The organism is Pseudomonas sp. RP-B7, assembly GCF_059803535.1.
This window is the reverse complement of sequence record NZ_JAPFHC010000012.1, coordinates 136,789-158,165: the sequence shown is the minus strand read 5'-3', so window position 1 is coordinate 158,165 and position 21,377 is coordinate 136,789. Positions and strand designations below refer to the sequence as shown.

The 21,377-nt window shown below is 59.8% G+C and carries 21 protein-coding genes; 13 read left to right on the top strand and 8 right to left on the bottom strand.

The features are described from left to right. Positions 1-13: 13 nt before the first annotated feature. Positions 14-778: a LuxR family transcriptional regulator gene (locus OPU96_RS13900; protein ID WP_192298673.1), complete on the top strand. Its 765-nt coding sequence runs from the start codon at positions 14-16 to the stop codon at positions 776-778. 94 nt (positions 779-872) lie between these two features. Continuing rightward, positions 873-1,805 carry a proline iminopeptidase-family hydrolase gene (locus OPU96_RS13895; RefSeq protein WP_498559245.1) on the top strand — a complete coding sequence of 311 codons (933 nt, stop codon included), beginning with the start codon at positions 873-875 and terminating at the stop codon, positions 1,803-1,805. Between the two features lie 99 nt (positions 1,806-1,904). Here OPU96_RS13895 and OPU96_RS13890 read toward each other — a convergent pair whose 3' ends face one another. Beyond that, positions 1,905-3,407: a nucleobase:cation symporter-2 family protein gene (locus OPU96_RS13890; RefSeq protein ID WP_498559244.1), complete on the bottom strand. Its 1,503-nt coding sequence runs from the start codon at positions 3,405-3,407 to the stop codon at positions 1,905-1,907. A gap of 172 nt (positions 3,408-3,579) precedes the next feature. Here OPU96_RS13890 and OPU96_RS13885 point away from each other — a divergent pair, with 172 nt between their 5' ends. Both OPU96_RS13885 and OPU96_RS13880 read left to right on the top strand, forming a co-directional pair. Then, positions 3,580-4,527, top strand: coding sequence for a LysR family transcriptional regulator (locus tag OPU96_RS13885; protein WP_305392278.1), 948 nt, complete (start codon positions 3,580-3,582; stop codon positions 4,525-4,527). Between the two features lie 143 nt (positions 4,528-4,670). Further along, on the top strand, positions 4,671-5,504 hold the full coding sequence (locus OPU96_RS13880) for a nucleoside-binding protein (RefSeq protein WP_192298669.1): 834 nt from the start codon (positions 4,671-4,673) through the stop codon (positions 5,502-5,504). A gap of 145 nt (positions 5,505-5,649) precedes the next feature. Here OPU96_RS13880 and punC read toward each other — a convergent pair whose 3' ends face one another. Beyond that, the gene (gene punC, locus OPU96_RS13875; protein ID WP_498559243.1) at positions 5,650-6,834 is read right to left on the bottom strand and encodes a purine nucleoside transporter PunC; all 1,185 of its coding nucleotides are present in this window, start codon (positions 6,832-6,834) and stop codon (positions 5,650-5,652) included. A 122-nt stretch (positions 6,835-6,956) separates the two neighbouring features. Between punC and punR the strand changes: the two genes are divergently transcribed. Then, on the top strand, positions 6,957-7,877 hold the full coding sequence (gene punR, locus OPU96_RS13870) for a DNA-binding transcriptional activator PunR (protein WP_226455345.1): 921 nt from the start codon (positions 6,957-6,959) through the stop codon (positions 7,875-7,877). On the opposite strand, the gene OPU96_RS13865 is transcribed toward punR, so the two are convergent. Continuing rightward, a complete protein-coding gene (locus OPU96_RS13865; RefSeq protein ID WP_226455344.1) occupies positions 7,878-9,047 on the bottom strand; it encodes an aspartate aminotransferase family protein in 1,170 nt (389 codons plus the stop codon). Positions 9,048-9,150: 103 nt separating this feature from the next. Here OPU96_RS13865 and OPU96_RS13860 point away from each other — a divergent pair, with 103 nt between their 5' ends. Then, positions 9,151-10,056 (top strand): LysR family transcriptional regulator, encoded by a 906-nt coding sequence (locus tag OPU96_RS13860; protein WP_498559242.1) that lies wholly within the window; start codon positions 9,151-9,153, stop codon positions 10,054-10,056. Here the strand turns inward: OPU96_RS13860 and OPU96_RS13855 are convergent. Then, complete coding sequence (locus OPU96_RS13855) at positions 10,053-10,676, bottom strand: HAD family hydrolase (protein ID WP_226455343.1); 624 nt, start codon at positions 10,674-10,676, stop codon at positions 10,053-10,055. The genes OPU96_RS13860 and OPU96_RS13855 overlap by 4 nt on opposite strands. Positions 10,677-10,969: 293 nt before the next feature. On the opposite strand from OPU96_RS13855, the gene OPU96_RS13850 reads away from it, so the two are divergent. Then, positions 10,970-12,205: an anthrax toxin-like adenylyl cyclase domain-containing protein gene (locus OPU96_RS13850; protein WP_498559241.1), complete on the top strand. Its 1,236-nt coding sequence runs from the start codon at positions 10,970-10,972 to the stop codon at positions 12,203-12,205. 75 nt (positions 12,206-12,280) lie between these two features. On the opposite strand, the gene fabV is transcribed toward OPU96_RS13850, so the two are convergent. Then, positions 12,281-13,477: an enoyl-ACP reductase FabV gene (gene fabV, locus OPU96_RS13845; RefSeq protein WP_498559240.1), complete on the bottom strand. Its 1,197-nt coding sequence runs from the start codon at positions 13,475-13,477 to the stop codon at positions 12,281-12,283. Between the two features lie 308 nt (positions 13,478-13,785). Here fabV and OPU96_RS13840 point away from each other — a divergent pair, with 308 nt between their 5' ends. The 5 genes from OPU96_RS13840 (at position 13,786) to OPU96_RS13820 (ending at position 17,401) form a co-directional block, all read left to right on the top strand. Beyond that, a complete protein-coding gene (locus OPU96_RS13840) occupies positions 13,786-14,610 on the top strand; it encodes an aspartyl/asparaginyl beta-hydroxylase domain-containing protein (protein WP_226455341.1) in 825 nt (274 codons plus the stop codon). 149 nt (positions 14,611-14,759) lie between these two features. Then, positions 14,760-16,133: a nucleotide 5'-monophosphate nucleosidase PpnN gene (gene ppnN, locus OPU96_RS13835; RefSeq protein ID WP_226455340.1), complete on the top strand. Its 1,374-nt coding sequence runs from the start codon at positions 14,760-14,762 to the stop codon at positions 16,131-16,133. 172 nt (positions 16,134-16,305) lie between these two features. Then, complete coding sequence (locus OPU96_RS13830) at positions 16,306-16,563, top strand: AbrB/MazE/SpoVT family DNA-binding domain-containing protein (RefSeq protein WP_226455440.1); 258 nt, start codon at positions 16,306-16,308, stop codon at positions 16,561-16,563. Next, positions 16,560-16,955, top strand: a complete 396-nt coding sequence (locus OPU96_RS13825) for a type II toxin-antitoxin system VapC family toxin (protein WP_226455339.1) — start codon at positions 16,560-16,562, stop codon at positions 16,953-16,955. The genes OPU96_RS13830 and OPU96_RS13825 overlap by 4 nt, the downstream gene beginning before the upstream one ends. A gap of 71 nt (positions 16,956-17,026) precedes the next feature. Then, positions 17,027-17,401, top strand: a complete 375-nt coding sequence (locus tag OPU96_RS13820; RefSeq protein WP_192298657.1) for a hypothetical protein — start codon at positions 17,027-17,029, stop codon at positions 17,399-17,401. A gap of 8 nt (positions 17,402-17,409) precedes the next feature. On the opposite strand, the gene OPU96_RS13815 is transcribed toward OPU96_RS13820, so the two are convergent. Next, entirely contained in the window at positions 17,410-17,739 is a 330-nt protein-coding gene (locus OPU96_RS13815; RefSeq protein WP_226455338.1) for a hypothetical protein, read from the bottom strand. Between the two features lie 88 nt (positions 17,740-17,827). Then, positions 17,828-18,754 (bottom strand): LysR family transcriptional regulator, encoded by a 927-nt coding sequence (locus tag OPU96_RS13810; protein ID WP_226455337.1) that lies wholly within the window; start codon positions 18,752-18,754, stop codon positions 17,828-17,830. 99 nt (positions 18,755-18,853) lie between these two features. On the opposite strand from OPU96_RS13810, the gene OPU96_RS13805 reads away from it, so the two are divergent. Next, a complete protein-coding gene (locus OPU96_RS13805) occupies positions 18,854-19,525 on the top strand; it encodes an NADPH-dependent F420 reductase (RefSeq protein WP_463984334.1) in 672 nt (223 codons plus the stop codon). A gap of 85 nt (positions 19,526-19,610) precedes the next feature. On the opposite strand, the gene mqo is transcribed toward OPU96_RS13805, so the two are convergent. Beyond that, positions 19,611-21,257 (bottom strand): malate dehydrogenase (quinone), encoded by a 1,647-nt coding sequence (gene mqo, locus OPU96_RS13800; RefSeq protein WP_192298653.1) that lies wholly within the window; start codon positions 21,255-21,257, stop codon positions 19,611-19,613. Positions 21,258-21,377 lie beyond the last annotated feature (120 nt).

Genomic DNA, 21,377 nt, shown 5'->3' with positions numbered 1-21,377 from the left:
GGGAGCAGAACGGATGCTGGCCAAGCTTACTGCCTTCAATAATCGTCTGATGCCGGGCAGGAGCCTGGACGAACAGATGGACAACACCTTTATCCTCGCCCAACAGTTGGGTTTCGATGCGCTGGTGTACGACTACACCCCGGTGCCCATCGATCACGACGGCGCCTTGATCACCCCCTCGGTGCTGGAGTTGCGCAACACCCCACCAGACTGGCACGCCTTGTGGTGCAGCGAAGGCTTCTACCAGATCGACCCGGTGCAACACCTGGCCTTGAGCACGGTATCGCCGTTTGTCTGGTCCTACGAGGCAAAAGCCCAGACGGCCCTGCAAAAGATCATCGACCCCTGCCATGCTCCTGTTTCGTCCTACCTGCACGAACGCCAACTGACCTGCGGCGTCAGCGTGCCGATCCACCTGCCCCGCGGCGGTTTCGCCTCGTTGACGGGCTTGCGCATCGGCAAGGCGCGCAGCGTACTGGAGGATGCACAGCAGACCCTCGCGGATTTCAGCCTGATTACCCACGCCTTGCAGGAAGCGGCCTACCCGCTGTTCAGCAAAGAGCTACGCACCTACCCGCATATTCACCTGACCAAACGCGAACGCGAGTGCCTGAAATGGGCCGCCGACGGCCTCACTGCGGCCGAAATTGCCACGCAACTGAGCCGTTCGCTGGCCGTTGTGACCCTGCACCTGGCCTCGGCGATGCATAAACTGGGGGCCAAGAACCGCGTGCAAGCGGTGGTCCGTGCCACCCATTACCGGCTCCTGGAAGATTGACCAGAGAGTAAAACCTAGCTGTTTTGCTAGTTACCTAAATTTGGCGTGCCGACTATCGTGTCCCTGATCCTTTTTTTCACGAGCAGGGTACGAAATGGAATTCATCGAAAAAATCCGCGAAGGGTATGCGGCGTTTGGCGCCTACCAGACTTGGTACCGTGTTACCGGCGACCTGACCACCGGCCGCACGCCGCTGGTGATCATCCACGGCGGCCCCGGTTGCACCCACGACTACGTAGACGCCTTCAAGGACGTCGCGGCCAGCGGCCATGCCGTGATCCACTACGATCAACTCGGCAACGGCCGCTCCACCCACTTGCCGGATAAAGACCCGTCGTTCTGGACCGTCGAGTTGTTCCTCGACGAACTCGACAACCTGCTCGACCAACTGAACATCAGCGACAACTACGCAATCCTCGGCCAGTCCTGGGGCGGAATGCTCGGCAGTGAACATGCGATCCGCCAACCCAAAGGCCTGCGCGCGTTTATCCCAGCCAACTCGCCGACGTGCATGCGCACCTGGGTCAGCGAAGCCAATCGCCTGCGCAAGCTGTTGCCCGAAGGCGTGCACGAAACCTTGCTCAAGCACGAAGCCGCCGGCACCTACCAAGACCCGGAATACCTCGCCGCCTCGCGGATTTTCTATGACCAGCACGTGTGCCGGGTCAACCCGTGGCCGGAAGAAGTGGCGCGCACCTTTGCCCAAGTCGACTCAGACCCCACGGTGTACCACGCCATGAGCGGCCCGACCGAATTCCACGTGATCGGCAGCTTGAAGGACTGGAAGTCGATTGGCCGGTTGTCGGCGATCCAGGTGCCGACCCTGGTGATCTCCGGCCGGCACGACGAGGCCACGCCATTGGTGGTCAAGCCGTTCCTGGACGAGATCGCGGACGTGCGCTGGGCACTGTTTGAAGACTCCAGCCACATGCCCCATGTGGAAGAACGCCAAGCGTGCATGGGGACTGTGGTGAAGTTTTTGGATGACGCCTGTTCTGTAAAACACCAAGCGCTGAAGACGGGCTGAATTCCACATGTGGGAACGGGCTTGCTCGCGAAGGCGGTGTGTCAGTCAACAGATTCATTGGCTGATCCACCGCCTTCGCGAGCAAGCCCGCACACATTTTTAAACCTCGGTGGCCTCGGGCAGGGCCGTGCGCTTCTGCACCTGCGCCACCAACGGGATTTCCTTGCCCTCGGCATCAAACAATTTCCCGCCCCGGAAGTAATCCCCATCACGCAACGCCGCCACATCTTGGAAGCACAAGCTGCGTTCCGTCCCCGCCACGAACACCGATTGCTGATCCGAATTACCCGCCGTGAAGTGGTTGAACGCCAGGTTCAACAGGATCGCCATGATCGCCGACGAGCTGATCCCCGAATGGAAGATGGTCGCGAACCAACTCGGGAAATGATCGTAGAAGCTCGGCGCGGCAATCGGGATCATGCCAAAACCGATGGAAGTGGCGACGATGATCAGGTTCATGTTGTTGCGGTAGTCAACCTTCGACAGCGTGCGGATCCCGCTCGCCGCCACGGTGCCGAACAGCACAATCCCGGCCCCGCCGAGTACTGACGTGGGCACCGCCGCAATCACTCGGCCCATGAACGGCAGCAGGCCGAGGATCACCAGGAACAACCCGCCCGTGGCCACCACAAAGCGGCTCTTGACCCCGGTAACCGCCACCAGGCCGACGTTCTGCGCAAAGGCGCTCTGGGTGAACGAGCCAAAGATCGGCGCAAACATGCTCGACAGCATGTCGGCGCGCAAGCCGTTGCCCAGGCGCTTGGAGTCGACCTTGGTGTCGATGATCTCGCCGACCGCAAGGATGTCCGCCGAGGTTTCCACCAGCGTCACCATCACCACGATGCACATGGAAATGATCGCGGCCACATGGAAGGTTGGCATGCCGAAATGGAATGGCGTAGGAAAACCGAACATCGGCCCCTGGGTCACGCCGGAGAAGTCGGCCATGCCCAGGAACACCGCGATCACGGTGCCGATCACCATCGCCAGCAGGATCGACAGACGGGAAATGGTCGCGCTGCCGATCTTGCTCAACAACAGCACCAGCACCAGGGTCAGCGCCGCCAGGCCGATATTCGACATGCTGCCAAAATCCGCCGCACGGCTATTGCCGCCCATGGCCCAGCGCGCCGCAACGGGCATCAGGGTCAGGCCGATGGTGGTGATGACGATGCCGGTCACCAACGGCGGGAAGAACTTGGTAATTCGCGAAAACACCGGGGTAATCAGCAACCCGATGAACGACGCGGCCATCACCGCGCCGAGAATCGCTGGCACCCCGCCAGCGCCGTCGCTGCCAACGATTGCCACCATGGTTGCCACACCGGCAAACGACACGCCCTGCACCAGCGGCAACTGACAACCAAAGAACGGTAAACCCAGGGTTTGCAACAGCGTGGCCAGGCCACCGGCAAACAGCGACGCGGCGATCAACAAGCCGATGTCCGCCGGCGACAGCCCGGCCGCCTGGCCGACGATCAACGGCACGGCAACGATGCCGCCGTACATGGTGAGGACATGCTGCAGGCCGTAAGCCATGTTGGCGGCGACGCCGAGATTTTCATCTTCAGGCCGCTGCGGTGAAGCCTTCGGGATAGTCATGGTGAGGGGATCTCTGTTTTTGTTGTGCAATCACTGTATGCAAAGGAAACAGAGGATGTCCATAGAGTTGTATACAATCAATTTCACAACAAGCTGGTAATCGCCGTTACAAAAATCCATTCAGCCGCCCTGCCCTGTGGCTCGAACACCTGCGCAAAAGGACCTGAAAAAAATGCTCAACCGCAAACTGCGCATCCACGCCCCGGCCATCTACTACTTCGACATGGTGCGACGCTGTCACTCGATCCGCGAAGCCGCGCGGCGCCTGAACGTGGCGTCGTCGGCGGTGAACCGGCAGATCCTCAAGCTGGAGGACGAGATGGGCGCAACATTGTTCGAGCGTTTGCCCGGCGGCCTGCGCGTGACGGCGGCGGGCGAGATCCTGACGCGCCACATCAGCTTGCTGCTGCAGGATGTGGAACGGGTGCGCGGCGAACTGGATGGCTTGCATGGTGTGCAGACCGGCCACGTGGAGATCGCCACGGTGGAAGGTGCCGCCGTCGAACTGCTGCCCACCGCACTCAAGCGCATGCGCGAGCGCTATCCGAAGGTCACGATTGGCGTCACGGTGCAGGGTTCGCAGTCGATCCCCAGCGCGGTGATCAACGGCCAGGCGGATCTGGGGCTGGCATTTGCCCTACCCCGCAGTGGCGAAATCACCCAGCTGTGTGTCGGCCATTTCCGCTTGGGTGCACTCATGGCACCGGCGCACGCGTTGGCGGGAGAAAGCTGTGTCAGCTACGGGCAGTGTTGCGAACACGGAGTGATCCAGGCCAAGAGCGAGCTGTCGGTGCACCACCTGATCGCGCCGCTGCACAAACGCGCAGCACCAGGCAAAGCCCTGCTGCACAGCAACTCGATGGAACTGGCCCGTCAACTGGCACGCCAGCAATTGGGCATCGCCTTCCAGACCCGTATCGGCATCGAGGCCGACCTGGCGCGCGGCGAACTGCTGCATATCCCGTTGAGTGACCAGGGCGGCATCTTCAGCGATTTGGGCGTGTATGCACGCAAGGAACGCGACCTGCCGGTGGCCGTGCAGGCGCTGGCGCATTTGTTGGGCGAAGAAATCGCCCTGCGCGAACGCGACGAAACCGGCGCAGCGCCACGTATTTCCTGACTTCTCAGGCAACCCGGCTGCTGCCGTTTCGGCATCGGCCCAGGCGAGATTCTGTTCTTTGGTGCGCGCCAGCGTTGTGTCGATACTGCGCCCGGCGGCCCCTGCAAGGCCGCCATGAGCCAAACGCCAAAGGAACTAAAACAATGAAAAAGGCACTGCACGGCGCAACCGTTTTACTCGCACTCCTCGGCGGCGGGGAGGCTGTCGCGGTGGAATGGATGAACAACAGCGTAGGATTCCGCTACGGCCAACAGTTCACCAATCCGAACAACCCCGACGAATTCAGCAAGCGCATCTACAGCTTCACCCACGCCAGCGGTTACGCGTACGGCAGCAACTTTCTGAACCTGGATGTATTCCTCTCCGACAGCAGCGACCCACGCAAGGGTACTGACCATGGCGGCAGCGAGGTGTATGCGGTGTACCGCCACCAACTGTATGCCTCACGGGTATTTGATGTGCCGCTGGGCACCGGCCTGATCAAGGATTACGCGCTGACCCTGGGCTTCGATGCCAACCGCAACAACAACTTCGCCTCGGCGAAAAAACGTGCGGTGGTGATTGGCCCGACCTTGAAGTTCAACACCGTCGGTGTGCTGGACCTGAGCCTTTTGTACTACAAGGAAAAGAACCACACCGGCATCCCTGGCGCGCGGGAGTCGAACCACACCTTCGACGACACCTACATGCTCAACCTGACCTGGATGCGCCCATTCGAAATCGCCAACCATGCGGCGAAATTCCAGGGTTTCATCAACTACGTCGGCGAGAAAGGCGAGGACTACCACGGCCGCGACACCGCGCCGGAAGCGCTGATGCGCAGCGCGTTGATGGTGGCGGTGCGCCCGGGTAAAAGCGTGAAGCCGAACCTGTATCTCGGCGTGGGTTATGAGTATTGGCACAACAAGTTTGGTGTGGACGGCGGCCGGGGCAGTCGTACGTCGACGCCGACGGTGAATATGGAAATCACCTTTTAGCCTACCGCCAGGCAACTGAAGAAACCGGATCAAAATGTGGGAGCGGGCTTGCTCGCGAATGCGGTGTATCAGTTGGAACAGCATTGACTGATCTAGCGCATTCGCGAGCAAGCCCGCTCCCACATTTTTTCATCGAGTTTTCAGGTCAAACGTTCGCCAGTTCGCCATTGTCAGCCTTCGGCCGCGCCAGCCAATAACCCAACACCGCCAGCGGCGCGGTCGCCAACATCACAATCACAGTAATCAATAGCGGCTGGTCGATCAGCGACGACACCAGCAAGCTGCTGAGAAAGCACAGCCCCAGTTGCAGGGTGTTTTGCAGGGCGGCCGCCTTGCCGGAGTTTTCGGCAAATGGCATCAGTGCATTCGCCACCACGATGGGGTAACTGGCACCGTTGACCAACGCCATCAGGCAGAACGGAATCAACAACGTGGTGAGAGTCGGCACGCTCAACGTCGCCACCAGGTACAACGCCAAAATGCTGATGCAATACGCCACCAGCAACCAGGGCAACAGCGTCTTGCCCTGGAAACGCTGCAAGGCGCTGCGGCAGCTATAACCTCCGACCAGAAACGCCAACGTGGGCAACACGTAGCTCAGGCCAATATCGTTCGGGCTGTAGCCCATGTCGCCAAGGATGAAGGGGGAAGCCGTCAGCCAGGCGAAGAAACTGGCAGAGCAGGCAGCGAAGATCATTACGTTGCCGGTAAACACGCGGGAACCGAGCAACTGGCCATAACCGAGGCGCACAGGTTCGCTTTCTTGCGTCCGACGTTTCGGCAAAGTGCGCAGGAACAATGTCGGCAATAACAGCAGCAGCGACACACCGAGCAATACCCCGAAGATCGCCTGCCAACCCAAATGGTTCAACACCAGCGCCCCCAGCAACGGCGCCAGGGCCGGCGACAGAGACATCAACGGCATGATGCTGGCGAACACGCGATGAGCCTTGTCGGCCGGATAACGGTCAATCACCAGCGCCTGCCAGCTCACGGCGGCGGAACACACGCCAATCGCCTGGATAAAGCGCAGCGCAAGCAACTGCGCCGCCGTCTCGACCCAGAACATACCCGCGCAACCCAGCACAAACAGGCTCAAGCCCGCGAGCAGGATCGGCTTGCGCCCCAGGCGGTCGGACAACGGCCCCCATACCAACTGCCCCAGCGCAAAACCGCCAAGGAAAATACTCAAGCTGGCGCCCACCGCCCCCGCGCCAATCTGCAACTGCGCGCCCATGGCGCCGAACGCCGGTAAGTACATGTCCATGGCGAGGTAACCGAGCATGCTCAGCCCCGCCAGATACCAAGTGAAACCAAAAGAATTTTTCATCGAAGCCTTGTTGATCCTGCCATCAAACTATTTGCTGACTGGCGCCTATTATGAAGCTGACAGTTCCTGTGTGAAGCGATAATAATTGGATACTCTTATCAATAATTTTGAAGGCAGCCGTCATGTGGTCCGAATACTCCCTGGATGTAGTCGATGCGGTGGCCCGGCATGGCAGCTTCAGCGCTGCGGCGCAGGAATTGAACCGCGTGCCGTCGGCCATCAGCTATACGGTGCGTCAGATAGAGGAGTGGTTGGCCGTGCCGTTGTTTGTGCGGCGCCACCGTGATGTCGAGCTGACTGCGGCCGGCCGACTGTTCGTCGACGAAACCCGTGGGGTCATGAAAAAAATGCTCGGCACCCGGCGCATGTGCCAGCAGGTGGCCAACGGTTGGAGCGGCCAGTTGAAAGTCGCGGTGGATTCCATCGTCAAACCCCAACGTTGTCGGCAATTGGTGCTGGATTTCTATCGCCAATTTCCCGAGGTGGAACTGCTGCTGGAATACGAGGTGTACAACGGCGTGTGGGATGCCCTGGCGGACGAACGCACCGACATCGTGATCGGCGCCACCAGTGCGGTGCCCGTGGCCAGCCATTTCACCTTTCGCGACATGGGGCTGTTGAATTGGCTGTGCGTGGTCAGTGCACAGCATCCGCTGGCGGCGGTAGAAGGCCTGCTCAGTGACGATCAACTGCGGCCCTTCGCCTCGCTGTGCATGACCGATACCTCGCGCAATCTGCCCAAGCGCGACACCTGGACCCTGGATAATCAGCGGCGGCTGGTGGTGCCGAATTGGCCGTCGGCAATTGATTGCCTGCGCGACGGCCTGTGTATCGGCATGGCGCCGGCGCATCAGGTATCGCCATGGATCGAGCGCGGCGAGTTGGTGGCGCTGCAACTGACCCGGCCGTTTCCGGCCAGCCCTTCGTGCGTGGCCTGGGCGCCGAACAAACTGTCGCCGGCGATGGCGTGGCTGTTGGAATACCTCGGAGACACTGAGACCCTGAACCAGGAATGGCTCAATGGGCCCACACTCACCCTGTGATCAATTCAGTAGGCGGGTGATGGCTCGCACGATCATCTCGACCTCTTTCGCCTCCAGCGTCAGCGGCGGCAGCAAACGGATGACCTTGCCCCGCGTCACGTTGATCAACAGGCCATGCTCCTGGGCTGCACGCTGGGCCAGGTCGCGGTAAGGGCTGGCCAGTTCGATACCGATCATCAGGCCCTGCCCGCGAATCGCCAACACTTGCGGATGCTCGCTCAATTCCACGCGCAGCCGCGCCAGCAAGCGTTCGCCCTGTTGCGCGGCGTTCTGCAGCAAGCCTTGCTCCTCAATAATCTCCAGCACGGTGCAGCCCACGCGGCAGGCCAGCGGGTTGCCACCAAACGTGCTGCCGTGGCTGCCGGGCGTGAACAGTTGCGCCACCGCCGCGCGCGCCAGGCAGGCACCAATCGGCACGCCATTGCCGAGGCCTTTGGCCAGGGTCATCACATCCGGCACGATGCCTTCATGCTGGAAGGCAAACCAACGCCCCGTGCGGCCAATGCCGGTCTGGATTTCGTCGAGCATCAGCAGCCAACCGTGGCGCGTACAGTGATTGCGCAGGGCTTGCAGGTAACCCGGCGGTGCAGGCAGTACGCCACTTTCACCTTGGATGGGTTCCAACAGTACCGCTGCGATACGCGTGCCGAACGTTTGGGTGATGGCTTCTATCGCCGCCAGGTCCCCAAAAGCCACCTTGAGAAAATCCCCTGGCAAACGCTGGAAGCCCAGGCGTACCGATGGCCCATCGCTGGCGGCCATGGTGCCAAGGGTGCGGCCGTGGAAAGCGTTTTCCATGACTACCACCAGAGGCTCTTCGATGCCTTTTTTCCAGCCATGCAAACGCGCCAGCTTCAACGCCGTCTCGTTGGCTTCGGCCCCCGAGTTGTTGAAGAATGCGCGGTCCAAGCCGGACAGTCGGGTCAGGCGCTGGGCCAGCCGTTGCTGCCAGTCGATGCTGTAGAGGTTGGAGGTGTGCAGCAGCAAACCCGCCTGTTCGCTGATGGCTGTCACCAATTTTGGATGGGAATGCCCGACGTTGGTCACGGCCACGCCCGCCACTGCGTCCAGGTATTCGCGGCCCTGGTGGTCCCATAGGCGCGTGCCCAGGCCGCGGGTAAAGCTCAGGGCCAAGGGTTGATAAGTGCTCATCAGGCAGGCGGCGGTCATGGTGTCAGGCTCCAGTGCTTCATTGTGATGCCAACAGTATCGTTAGCCACCTGAGCTGGATAAACTGCGCTTTCCTGCAATAACTTTAAACCAGGGATTGATAATGGACCTGTTCCAGGCGATGTCGGTTTACGTGAAAGTAGTGGAAGCCGGCAGCATGACCGCCGCCGCCCAGGCCTGCGGGATGTCGACCACCATGGTCGGCAATCACCTGCGCGCCCTGGAGCAACGCCTGGGCGTCAGCCTGCTCAAGCGCACCACTCGCAAACAGAGCCTCACGGAATTCGGCGGGCAGTATTACCAGCGTTGCCTGGAAGTGCTGGGGCTGGTGGCCGACTCCGAACAACTCGCCGAACAAGCCCACAGTGATGTGCCCAAAGGCACCTTGCGCATCACCGCCCCACCCGCCTTCGGCACCGAGCGCCTGGCCCCGGCCTTGAGCGAATTCTCCCAACGCTACCCGCTGATCAAGCTGTATGTGGTGCTCAGCAATCAACGCATGGACATGGTCGACAGCGGCTTCGACGTGGCCATCCGCCTGGGCGAACTGGAACCCTCAAGCCTGATCGCCCGGCCGATGCAGGATTACACCATCACCCTCTGCGCCTCACCGGGCTACCTGGCGCGACATGGCACACCACAGACTCCCGAAGACTTGCAGCAACATGACTGCCTGGCGTTCGCCTACCCGTCCACCGACGATTGGCGCAACGCCGACAAGCTGTGGCGCATGAGCGGCGCGGCAGGCGAAGTGGAAATCCCGGTGTCCGGCTCGCTGACCATCAACAGCTCCCAGGCCTTGCGCCAGGCAGCCGTGCAAGGCATGGGCATCGTCATGCTGCCAGATGCCCTGGTGCAGCCCGACTTGCAGGAGGGAAAACTGGTGGCCTTGCTGACGGCCTACCAACTGCCCAGTCGCCCCATGCATTTGCTGTACGGCCAGGACCGTTACCGCCTGCCCAAACTGCGAGCATTCGTCGATTTCGCCATGGAAAAGTGGGCGCGCTAGAAGCCCACTCCCAACTCACGCAACCGCGCTGCGGTGTGCTCGGCCGACACATGGTGAATGCCTTGCCAACCGAGGGCGACGGCGGCGTCAATATTGCCGGCGACATCGTCGATAAACACGACTTCAGCGGGCTGAATATCCGGCAAGTGCGCGCGGACCTGGCCAAGGCTTGCCTGATAGATCGCCGCATCGGGCTTGATCAGTTTCAATTCGCCTGACACGACGATGTCGCGAAAGCACTGCAGGAACGGGTAGTTGGCCCGCGCATAGGGAAAGGTCTCGGCAGACCAGTTGGTCAGCCCGAACAACGGCATGCTGGCCTGGTGCAATGCCTTGAGAATCGCCACGCCTTCGGGCAAGGAGCCACGCAGCATCTCGTGCCAACGCTCGTAATAGGCCTGGATCAGGCGTTCATGCTGGGGAAATTGCTCGATCAGGCTGCGGGTGCCGTCCGCCAGGCTGCGACCGGCGTCCTGCTCGGTGTTCCAGGCTTGGGTGCAGATGTTGTCGAGGAACCATTGCCGTTCGTGGTCATCGGCAATCAGCTTGCGGTACAGGTGGTGCGGGTTCCAATCGAACAGGACACCGCCAAAATCAAAAACTACTGCACGAATAGCCATACCCACCTCCGTTAGTGTGATACGCCAGTCTCCCATGCGCATGGCACGCCCCGGCAAGCAAACATGCGTACGACTGTTCTGATAATTTCACGGCACATGAACAGAATACAGAGCTATGCCCCTTGTATTACGGCCTTGAACACTTCCTCTGCGCTTCTTTTTCAAATCGTTAGTAACACTCACTTCTCCCAACAAAATAACAGTTGCTCTAGTGTTTCCTACGTGACCGAAGGAGCGCTTTGGGCTGGAAGGGAACATCCAACGTCCCGACGAACACGAAGTGGAGCAATTCAATGACCGGTTTACTCACCTCGGCTATTTCACCTTCTGCGCTGAGCTTGAACACTTTGCAACACACCCTACCCCATCAACCGGCTGGCCCCCTCCAAGACATGAATGATCCGGTATACGCGGCGTTCGAACGTGTCCGAGGAAAGACCGGAATAGTCCCGAGCCACCTTGTGCCCTTGCAGAGGATTGCGGCGCAGACCAACTCCATCATCGGCGTACGCCCCGTGGAAGCGGTCGCTACCGGATTGATTGAGAACGGGCATCCCACCAAGGACTATCATATCAAGGGAAAAAGCGCCAACTGGGGGCCGCAAGCGGGCCTGATCTGCAAGGACCAGGCCTTCAGCAAGCTTGAAAAGTTCAAGGTCTGCGAGCCCGAAAAGGTTGCGCGAGCCAATAGACAAGTCGAGGAATGCATAAAGGACAAGCATGCGGTTGCGATCCCCTTGAAGCTCTCACGCAACCGCCTCGGCGAGTTGATACAACTCGGTCAGATCACTCAGCTGGCCGTGAACGAGCAGGACGGCACGCTGCGTTTCAACGCCAGAGCGCCAAGCCAGGAGGTGTATGCATTCGAAGGCAAGCGCACAGCGCCAACAGAAGACAGCTATGCCATTACCCATAAGGACAAACCCGTCGAAGTCCTGGCCAAATCCGAAACAGGCAAGGCGTTGACAGCCGACTATGACCTGCACATGGTCGCGCCCCACCTCAGCGATTTCGGATCACAGGATAAGATCCCGGTGCCCGATATTGCGCACAGTGTTTTCACGCAGAGAATTGATCGCTACAGACTGCAACAACCAGACCCGTCGGTGTTCGAGGTGCCCGAAGCGTTACGCGCAGACTATGAAGACACCGAACATTTCTATCGAAAGGAAGACTTCGACCTGGGCAACGCCACACAGCGAATAACGGACATGATAAAGCTGATCAATCACCAGTTGGTCGGTGATGGAGAGCGGGTGGTTCACCACAATGCGGACTCTGGCAGCCCTGCGACGGACGTTGCCGCCAATTACCCGGCAACGTTCTTCCTGCCGACCCGGCTAGGGCGATATGACGAAATCTGCATCATCAACGACCGCAAAGAGATGGCTGAACTGATAAGAACAGCCAAGGACAGCGGCTATCACGTGCCCCTGAATCCACTTTGGGAAAGCGAAGTGAACAGTATCAAGCGCTCTGGCTTCGTCCAGGCCCAAGGACGGTTGGCGTCAGCCTTTGGCCAAGGCTGACGCTGTGAGGCGCAAACAAGACAGCAGCCTCATGACACGGCGATTGAGGCTGCTGTTGTCGACCCCGACACCTATTTATGCAGAGACAAGACCATTGATTTTCACGGTCGGATTCACATCAGCGTCGTAGTCCACGCCCTCGACCTCGAAGCCGAACAAGCGCAGGAATTCAGCCTTGTAGCCGGCGAAATCGCTGATCTCGTCGACGTTGTCATCGGTCACCTGATCCCACAATGCTGCCACGGCGTCCTGGACCTTCGGCTCCAACTCGGCCAGGTCGGCACGCAGGCGGCCGTCGGCGTCGAGTTTCGGCTGGCTGCCGTACAGGCTGTCCTTGAACAGGCCGTAGACCTGCTCGATGCAACCTTCGTGGGTGCCCTGCTCTTTCATCACTTTGAACAGCAGCGACAGGTACAGCGGCATGATCGGGATTGCCGAGCTGGCCTGGGTAACCACGGCCTTAAGCACCGACACACGGGCATCGCCCTTCAGCGCAGCAAAGTTGTCGCGCAGGGTCAGGACTTTCTTGTCGAGGTCTTTCTTGGCTTCGCCGATGGAGCCGTTCCAGTAGATGTCCTGGGTCAGCTTTTCACCGAGGTAGGTGAACGCGGTGGTCTTGGCGCCTTCGGCCAGAACGTCGGCGTCACGCAGGGCGTCGATCCACAGCTGCCAGTCTTCACCGCCCATCACTTTGACGGTGCCGGCGATTTCTTCCTGGGTCGCAGGCTCAAGGGTGGTATCGACCACCACGCCCTTGTCGGTGTTGATACCCCGCAGGGTCACAGCCTTGCCGATCGGCTTGAGGGTGGAGTTGTACACTTCACCGGTTTTTGGATCGGTGCGGCGTGGTGCGGCCAGGCTGTAGACCACTAGGTCGATCTTGCCCAGGTCTTTCTTGATGGTCTCGATGGTCAGGCGCTTGATCTCGTCGGAGAACGCGTCGCCGTTGATGCTCTTGGCGTACAGGCCTTTCTCGACGGCAAACTTTTCGAATGCAGCGCTGTTGTACCAACCGGCGGAGCTGAGCTTGCCTTCTTCGCCCTCTTTCTCAAAAAACACGCCCAGGGTGTCGGCGCCGCAGCCAAACGCAGCACTGATGCGCGCGGCCAGGCCGTAGCCGGTGGAAGCGCCGAGGACCAGCACCTTCTTGGGGCCGCCTTCGATGGCGCCGTGTTGGGTCACGTAGTCGATCTGTTCCTTGACGTTCGCTTCACAGCCAACAGGGTGAGCGGTCACACAGATAAAGCCACGAACCCGCGGTTTGATGATCATAAAATTTCTGCCTCTTCCAAGGGGTCGATGGCCAGTGGTGGCCATTCAACTTCAATCGTACCGGTCTATGACGTCCGAAAAACCGAAGCGTCACGATAGTCGCAAATCTTCTGTTTACAAAATCCAATCGGTAAAACCCATATCCGGTGAAAAACTGTGTAAAGCCTTCACAATTTTGCAATATTTAAAACGACTCTGCGGCACCGGACGCCTTATCATGGCGCGATTGTTTCAACATGTTTCAAACCCCACCACTCGCGGCCACGGATACGGACCTGTCGAATGGCGTCCTGCCGGAGCTGAGCTGCATGAACACGTCTGCCCTACGCAAAAAAGCGGTGTCGATCGCCTGGATACTCGGCGTTTTGCTGATCATTTGCCTGTTCCCCCTGACCACCGCGGTGTTTCTTGGCCTGGTACTGGTCTGTGGGATCTACGACTTCCTGCGCAATGGGCTGTATGACGCCCCCACCATCAAGAAGTACTTTATCGGCAGCGGCCGCAACACCTGGCTGCTGGCGCCGTTCAACACGCTGTTCGACCTGTTGAGCTCGCGCAATCGCCACGTTTATACGATGCACGACCTGCCGCCCGCCTGGCGCGAAGACTTGCAGCAAGTGATCGATGAGGCCATGGCCCACAAGGGTGAAATCATCGGTTACCTGGATGAACGCATGGCCGAGAAAAAACGCGGCATGTTGTTTTTCCAGTGGTACGGACGCCCAATCGAAACCACGCTGGACATCCCGAAACTGCGGGAAAAACTGCCATTCGTGAAGACCGTCGGCGTATCGGTATTCAACGAAAACCGTTCGACCTCCTTTCACTTCGGCCCGCTGCGCATGATGTTTCGTGTGCTTTACAACATGGCACCTGCCCCCCATCACGAGGGCGTGTACATCCAGGTGGGCCAGCACAAACATTACTGGCACGACGATCCACTGTTTATTTTCGATGACACGTTGATGCACGCATCCTTCAATAAAAACGACGCCAAGCGCTACTGCCTGTTTATCGACATCGTGCGACCAACGCCGCTGCCTTCGGTGCTCAAGGCCGTGATCGCGGGGTTTGCCGGGATGGTCTTTACCCTGCGTCGGGTTTTCTACAAAAACTGGAAGCTGATTCAGTAAGTTCTGCGGCATGATGGTGCGGGACGGTGTTTGCACTCGGCCTTGGGCCTGAGGTAAATATCCGTCTCGTGCGACCGAGTTCGGCGCCCATTCTTCTCTAGCCATCGCAGCCCATGGGGGTGCGATGGCTGCGCTTTCAAGGAATCAGAATGCCCCAACGTCAAGTCATCAATGCCTCCGTCAGCCCCAAGGGCAGCCTCGAAACCCTGTCTCAACGTGAAGTGCAACAACTGAGCGAAGCCGGCACCGGCAGTATCTACACCCTGTTCCGCCAGTGCGCCCTGGCGATCCTCAACACCGGCGCGCATATCGACAACGCCAAGACCATCCTCGACGCCTACAAAGATTTTGAAGTGCGCATCCACCAGCAGGACCGCGGCGTGCGCCTGGAACTGCTGAACGCGCCAGCCGACGCGTTCGTCGATGGCGAAATGATCGCCAGCACCCGCGAAATGCTGTTCAGCGCCCTGCGCGACATCGTCTACACCGAGAACGAGCTGGACAGCCAGCGCATCGACCTGAGCAACTCCCAGGGCATCACCGACTACGTGTTCCACCTGTTGCGCAACGCCCGTACGCTGCGCCCCGGTGTCGAGCCTAAGATCGTGGTGTGCTGGGGCGGGCACTCGATCAACACCGAAGAATACAAATACACCAAGAAAGTCGGCCACGAACTGGGGCTGCGCAGCCTGGATGTGTGCACCGGCTGCGGCCCGGGCGTGATGAAAGGTCCGATGAAAGGCGCGACCATTTCCCACGCCAAACAACGGATTACCGGCGGGCGCTACCTGGGCCTGACCGAGCCGGGCATCATTGCGGCGGAAGCACCGAATCCGATCGTCAACGAACTGGTGATCCTGCCGGACATCGAAAAACGTCTGGAAGCCTTCGTACGTGTCGGCCACGGCATCATCATCTTCCCGGGCGGCGCCGGGACGGCCGAAGAGTTCCTGTACCTGCTGGGCATCCTGATGCACCCGGACAACAAGGACCTGCCGTTTCCGGTCATCCTCACCGGGCCGAAACACGCCGCGCCATACCTGCAGCAACTGCACGCGTTCGTCGGAGCAACCCTTGGCGAAGCGGCGCAGGCGCACTACCAGATCATCATCGACGACCCGGCCGAAGTGGCCCGCCAGATGACGGCCGGGCTCAAGGCAGTGAAACAGTTCCGTCGCGAGCGCAACGACGCGTTTCACTTCAACTGGCTGCTGAAGATCGATGAAGGTTTCCAGCGCCCCTTCGACCCGACCCACGCCAACATGGCCAGCCTGCAACTGAGCCATGCGCTGCCGCCCCATGAGTTGGCGGCCAACCTGCGCCGCGCGTTCTCGGGCATTGTGGCGGGCAACGTCAAGGACAAAGGCATCCGCCTGATCGAAGAGAACGGCCCGTACGAGATCCACGGCGATGCGGCGATCATGAAACCGCTGGACGAGCTGTTGCAGGCATTCGTCGCCCAGCACCGCATGAAGTTGCCGGGCGGCGCGGCGTATGTGCCGTGTTACCGCGTGGTGCAATAACGCCATCAGTTGGTCATACGTTGTAGCGCTTTGGCCACGTTGCCGGGCGTGCTGATGCGGTGAATCGGACTAGGGTTCAGTTATTCCGATTCACACACTGCACGAGGCGCAACCTATGGACCAACGGATCTTGTCCTCCATAATTCCTTACCCTAAGGTAAGGAATATCACCATGGAGATTCTCACTATGGCAACCGCCACACTTACCTCAAAAGGGCAAATCACTATTCCCGTTCAGGTCAGGACCGCCCTGGGCCTGGAAACAGGCGACCGCGTGGAATTTGTCGAAATGGAAGACGGCCAGTTCTCGCTGATTGCGGCGAGCAAAACCGTGCATGACCTCAAGGGCCTGATCCGCAAACCCGCCAAACCCGTGTCCCTTGACGACATGAGCCGCGCCATCGCGGCGCAAGGGGCAAAAGCGCGATGATCGGCCTGGATACCAATGTGCTGGTGCGCTATGTCACCCAGGATGACCCTGTGCAATCGCCCAAGGCATCCGCGCTGATCGAATCGCTCACCACCCTGTCGCCGGGCTTTGTCAGCCTGGTGTCGGTAGTTGAACTGGTGTGGGTTCTGCAAAGTTGCTACCAATGCCTCAAGCAGGAGGTGGTGACGGTGCTGGAAACGCTTTTGCGCACCCGTGAAATCACCCTCGAGCATGCCGAGATCATCTGGCAGGCACTGCGCCGCTTCAGCGCGAACAAAGCCGATTTTGCCGACTGCCTGATCGAACGCTGCGGCCACGCGGCGGGGTGTGAGTACACGGCCACCTTTGACATTGAAGCAGCCAGGGCACCTGGCATGAAACGACTGGGCTGAACCGTAGTGTTGCGACGACATTGAGGCTTTGGTAAAAATCCCGTTCAACGTTGATCGAGAGAAAGACCCACGTGCGTACGCTTCTTCTCGCAATCCTGAGCATTGCATCGCCCTTGGCCAGCGCCAACACCATCATCTGGCCCGACCTCCCACAAACCTGCTTTGTCAGTGGCCGCTCCGCCACCAGTGCGGACGTCGATACGGGTTGTGCGGCGTTTCTTATCAATGTGAAAGGTGAAGCGGCGGGTACGCCGATCAAGCTGGATATTCCGCAGTACGCGATGCATGTCGACGAAACCACCGGCAAGGAAACGCCGGTGATCATCATCCAGGCGGAAGAGAACGGCGAGATCAAGGCGGTGGGTTACAAGGAACTGGGCACCGATCAGCTCGGTGCCGCGCTATTGCGGGAAGTTCGGCTGCTGGGTATCAAGAAGCCGAGCTAGCCTGGGGCTCAACGCACCCAGCCACCACCCTGCCAGTGGTAACCATCACTACGTTGCACCCAATGCGGATGCACGTAGCGATACCCCTCGCGCACCGGCTCCCAATGGCCGTGAACCGCAACGTAACGCCCACCCGCCCAACGCCAGTAACCGCGCGACCATACGTAGCCATAACGGACTGGCGGCTCGACTTCGATCACCTGCACGGGCGGCGGCTGCGGGGCAATCACCTCGACGTATTCACGCTGAACCGGCCTGCGTTCATGCACGACACGCTCTTGCACACACCCGGATGCCGCGACGACCACCGCCGCCAATGCCGCATAACGTAGCAACATACAAACCCCTCGGGCGTCATCGCCCTACACCTGCACCGACAAAATCCCCCCTTGCTGCAGCCACGCTCCTGCTTGGCCTGGAGTATTTTTAACAGGTCGTGTCTGTCGGGTTGCTGAACCCATCACCGCCGAAACGCTGCAACACGGCCTCGACAAATCGCCGCAGCTTGGCCGTACGCTGCCGGTTGGCGGTATAGACCAGATGCATCGGCCGACTTGGCGCATCGAAGTCAGGCAGTACCCGGACCAACTCGCCCTTGGCCAACGCCACACGCAAGAAATCTTCCGGGCCGAGGACGATACCAAAACCATCCAGCGCAGCGGACATCAGGGCCCTGCTTTCGTTGATCCGCAAACGACTGGCAACCGGCACGGTGTACGACGTCGCGCCCTGGTGAAAAACCCACTCGCGATCCGCCGGGCGAGACCAAAAGGCGTAGCCCAGGCATTCGTGGTGCTCAAGGTCTGCCGGCGTCAGCGGTAGACCTCTCGCTGCGAGGTAAGCGGGTGCCGCGCAAACCACCAGACGATAAGGCGCAAGTGGTCGCGCGGTGAGGCCGGTGGTCGCGAGGGGACCAATGCGAAATGCCACCTCGTAACCCTCCTCCACCAGATCGACGAATCGGTCGGTCAGGTGCAGGTCGATTTCCACATCCGGGTGGTCGCGTAGAAATTGGGTGATCAAGGGCATCAGGCTGTAGGAACCAAACGTCACCGGCGCAGTGACTTTCAGCTTGCCGCGCGGCGTGTCGTTCATGATCTGCGCCAGCGAGTCGGCGGCATCAGCCTCCGTCAGGATATGTTTGCAACGCTCGTAGTACGCACTACCCAACTCCGTCAGGCTTTGCCGCCGCGTGGTGCGGTTGAGCAGGCGGGCACCGAGACGTTGCTCAAGTGCCGCGACGTGTTTGGCGACCATCTGTGCCGACATGTTCAAGCGCTCGGCCGCACGGGCATAGGAGCCTGATTCGGCAGCCATCACGAAAGCCTTCATGCTTGAAAGACGGTCCATCATTCCCTACTCCCAGTAACAACAGCGACACCAGAACGATCATTTATCACCAAATGGTTGCCAATCATCATAACCACTCCCGCAATTCACTGGAGCAAGGACATGAACATTGGCGTTATTGGAGCAGGATTCATCGGGCGCGCTGTTGCCCAGTTGGCCCTGGCTGCCGGGCACGAGGTGATGTTGAGCAACTCCCGTGGCCCACAAACCATGAGCAGCGTGCTCAGCGGCATACCCGGTGTTCAAGTCGGCCGCGCGGAAGACGCCGCCAAGTTCGGCGAACTGGTGCTCATAGCGATTCCCCTGGAGCACTATCGCGCCGTGCTCCCGCAATGGCTGGAAGGCAAGACGGTGATGGATGCCAACAATTACTATCCGCAGCGCGACGGGCACATCCCGGTGCTGGACCGTTTTGAAACCACCACCAGCCGGCTGCTCGCCGACCATCTGCCACACGCGCACGTAGTGAAGGTGTTCAATGCGATCTTTGCGCCGGAGCTGACCCAGGATGCGCGCCCTCACGGCGCCACCGACCGCCGTGCGCTGCCAGTGGCTGCGGATGATGCAGCGGCAAAGGCGCAAGTGATCCGATTGCTTGATGAGTTGGGTTTCGACGCGGTGGATGCCGGTGGGCTGGATGAAAGCTGGCGATTTGAGCGGGCCAAACCGGCCTATTGTGTCCGGTTGGACCAGCACGCCTTGAAGGCGGCGCTGGCCGCAGCCGAGCGAACGGTGGAATTGCCTGCAGTCGAGCGGGTTCGCACCCACGGGTAACCTGCGCACAAAAAAAAACCGCTGACCGTTGCCGGTTCAGCGGGCTTTTTTGTTTCAGCGTGGTCCGTGGGACCACAGCTGTTTCTTACAACGCCAGGTCAGACGCCGGCTTGCTCGGCTCAGCCGCAGGCTTTGCAGCCTCGACAGCCTTTGGCGCAGCGCTTTGTGGGATCACAGGCGGTGTCGGCAGTTGCAGGACACCAGCGGTGTAGGCCCATTCCTTGGCAACCGCTTCAGGGCTGTCGTTCAGCTTGGTGCCATAGCTCGGTACGATCTGGTGCAGCTTGGCCTGCCACTCAGGGGTCGCAACCTTGTCCTTGAACACTTTCTGCAGCACGGTCAGCATGATCGGAGCCGCGGTGGACGCGCCCGGCGATGCACCCAGCAAGCCTGCAATGGTGTTGTCGGCAGAGCTGACCACTTCGGTGCCCAGTTTCAGGACGCCGCCCTGCTCTTCGTCACGCTTGATGATCTGCACGCGCTGACCGGCTTGCCACAGGCGCCAGTCTTCTTTCTTGGCGTTCGGGAAGTACTCTTGCAGCGCCTTGAAGCGGTCGTCATCCGACAGCATCAGTTGGCCGGCAAGGTACTCGACCAGCGGGTATTCACGAATACCGACTTTGGTCATTGGCCAGATGTTGTGGGTGGTGGTGCTGGTCAGCAGGTCCAGGTACGAACCTTCCTTCAGGAACTTGGTGGAGAAGGTCGCGAATGGGCCAAACAGGATCACGCGCTTGCCATCCAGCACGCGGGTGTCCAGGTGCGGAACCGACATCGGTGGCGCGCCAACCGACGCTTTGCCGTAGGCCTTGGCCAGGTGCTGCTCGGCCACGGTTGGGTTATCGGTCACCAGGAACGAACCACCTACCGGGAAGCCAGCGTATTCCCTGGCTTCAGGAATGCCGGATTTTTGCAGCAGGTGCAGTGCACCGCCGCCCGCGCCGATGAACACGAACTTGGCGTCGGTTTCGGTCTTGGTACCGTCTTTCAGGTTTTTGTAGCTGACACGCCACGAACCGTCGGCGTTCTTGGTGATGTCCTGCACTTCGCTCGACAGTTTCAGGTCGAACTTGGGCGTGGTTTGCAGGTGAGCGACGAATTGGCGCGTGATTTCGCCAAAGTTCATGTCAGTACCCAGCGGGCTCCAGGTAGCCGCAATTTTCTGGTTCGGGTCACGCCCTTCCATCATCAGCGGGACCCACTTGGCGATCTGCGCCGGGTCTTCGGAGTACTGCATGCCGGCAAACAGCGGGCTGGCTTGCAGGGCTTCGTAACGCTTCTTGAGGAACTTGATGTTGTCATCGCCCCACACAAAGCTCATGTGCGGAGTGGTGTTGATGAACGAACGTGGGTTCTTCAGCACGCCCTGCTGGACCTGCCAGGACCAGAACTGACGGGAGATCTGGAATGCTTCGTTGATTTCGACCGCTTTCGGGATCTCAACGTTGCCGTTCTTGTCTTCCGGGGTGTAGTTCAGTTCAGCCAGAGCCGAGTGACCGGTACCCGCGTTGTTCCAGCCGTTGGAGCTTTCTTCGGCGACGCCATCGAGGCGCTCGACCATCTCCATCGACCAACCCGGCTCCAGCTCATTGAGCCATACACCCAGGGTTGCACTCATGATGCCGCCGCCGATCAGCAGCACATCGACTTTCTTTGCCTCTTCCGCGTGAACGGACGTGATCCCCATCGACAAAGCCAGCCCCAGCAGGGCAGTGTTTACTTTCTTAAACATCAGTAGCACCTATGATAAAACGCCATCCGCCCCACTGCCCCTAATCATGGGCAACCCTCCTTCATGCTGCGCCAGGCAACGCACCGCGAGGTAGGGTTTGCACATTCACTTCAGGACCGC

What these genes read in the sequence shown, in the direction of transcription:
- OPU96_RS13885 (WP_305392278.1), top strand. Translation starts at nt 3,580, where the DNA reads ATGCTCAACCGCAAACTGCGCATCCACGCCCCGGCCATCTACTACTTC.
- OPU96_RS13860 (WP_498559242.1), top strand. Translation starts at nt 9,151, where the DNA reads ATGGACCTGTTCCAGGCGATGTCGGTTTACGTGAAAGTAGTGGAAGCC.
- fabV (WP_498559240.1), bottom strand. Translation starts at nt 13,477, where the DNA reads ATGATCATCAAACCGCGGGTTCGTGGCTTTATCTGTGTGACCGCTCAC.
- punC (WP_498559243.1), bottom strand. Translation starts at nt 6,834, where the DNA reads ATGAAAAATTCTTTTGGTTTCACTTGGTATCTGGCGGGGCTGAGCATG.
- OPU96_RS13900 (WP_192298673.1), top strand. Translation starts at nt 14, where the DNA reads ATGCTGGCCAAGCTTACTGCCTTCAATAATCGTCTGATGCCGGGCAGG.
- punR (WP_226455345.1), top strand. Translation starts at nt 6,957, where the DNA reads ATGTGGTCCGAATACTCCCTGGATGTAGTCGATGCGGTGGCCCGGCAT.
- OPU96_RS13825 (WP_226455339.1), top strand. Translation starts at nt 16,560, where the DNA reads ATGATCGGCCTGGATACCAATGTGCTGGTGCGCTATGTCACCCAGGAT.
- OPU96_RS13805 (WP_463984334.1), top strand. Translation starts at nt 18,854, where the DNA reads ATGAACATTGGCGTTATTGGAGCAGGATTCATCGGGCGCGCTGTTGCC.
- OPU96_RS13895 (WP_498559245.1), top strand. Translation starts at nt 873, where the DNA reads ATGGAATTCATCGAAAAAATCCGCGAAGGGTATGCGGCGTTTGGCGCC.
- OPU96_RS13850 (WP_498559241.1), top strand. Translation starts at nt 10,970, where the DNA reads ATGACCGGTTTACTCACCTCGGCTATTTCACCTTCTGCGCTGAGCTTG.
- OPU96_RS13880 (WP_192298669.1), top strand. Translation starts at nt 4,671, where the DNA reads ATGAAAAAGGCACTGCACGGCGCAACCGTTTTACTCGCACTCCTCGGC.
- OPU96_RS13840 (WP_226455341.1), top strand. Translation starts at nt 13,786, where the DNA reads ATGAACACGTCTGCCCTACGCAAAAAAGCGGTGTCGATCGCCTGGATA.
- OPU96_RS13815 (WP_226455338.1), bottom strand. Translation starts at nt 17,739, where the DNA reads ATGTTGCTACGTTATGCGGCATTGGCGGCGGTGGTCGTCGCGGCATCC.
- OPU96_RS13810 (WP_226455337.1), bottom strand. Translation starts at nt 18,754, where the DNA reads ATGATGGACCGTCTTTCAAGCATGAAGGCTTTCGTGATGGCTGCCGAA.
- mqo (WP_192298653.1), bottom strand. Translation starts at nt 21,257, where the DNA reads ATGTTTAAGAAAGTAAACACTGCCCTGCTGGGGCTGGCTTTGTCGATG.
- ppnN (WP_226455340.1), top strand. Translation starts at nt 14,760, where the DNA reads ATGCCCCAACGTCAAGTCATCAATGCCTCCGTCAGCCCCAAGGGCAGC.
- OPU96_RS13865 (WP_226455344.1), bottom strand. Translation starts at nt 9,047, where the DNA reads ATGACCGCCGCCTGCCTGATGAGCACTTATCAACCCTTGGCCCTGAGC.
- OPU96_RS13855 (WP_226455343.1), bottom strand. Translation starts at nt 10,676, where the DNA reads ATGGCTATTCGTGCAGTAGTTTTTGATTTTGGCGGTGTCCTGTTCGAT.
- OPU96_RS13830 (WP_226455440.1), top strand. Translation starts at nt 16,306, where the DNA reads ATGGAGATTCTCACTATGGCAACCGCCACACTTACCTCAAAAGGGCAA.
- OPU96_RS13890 (WP_498559244.1), bottom strand. Translation starts at nt 3,407, where the DNA reads ATGACTATCCCGAAGGCTTCACCGCAGCGGCCTGAAGATGAAAATCTC.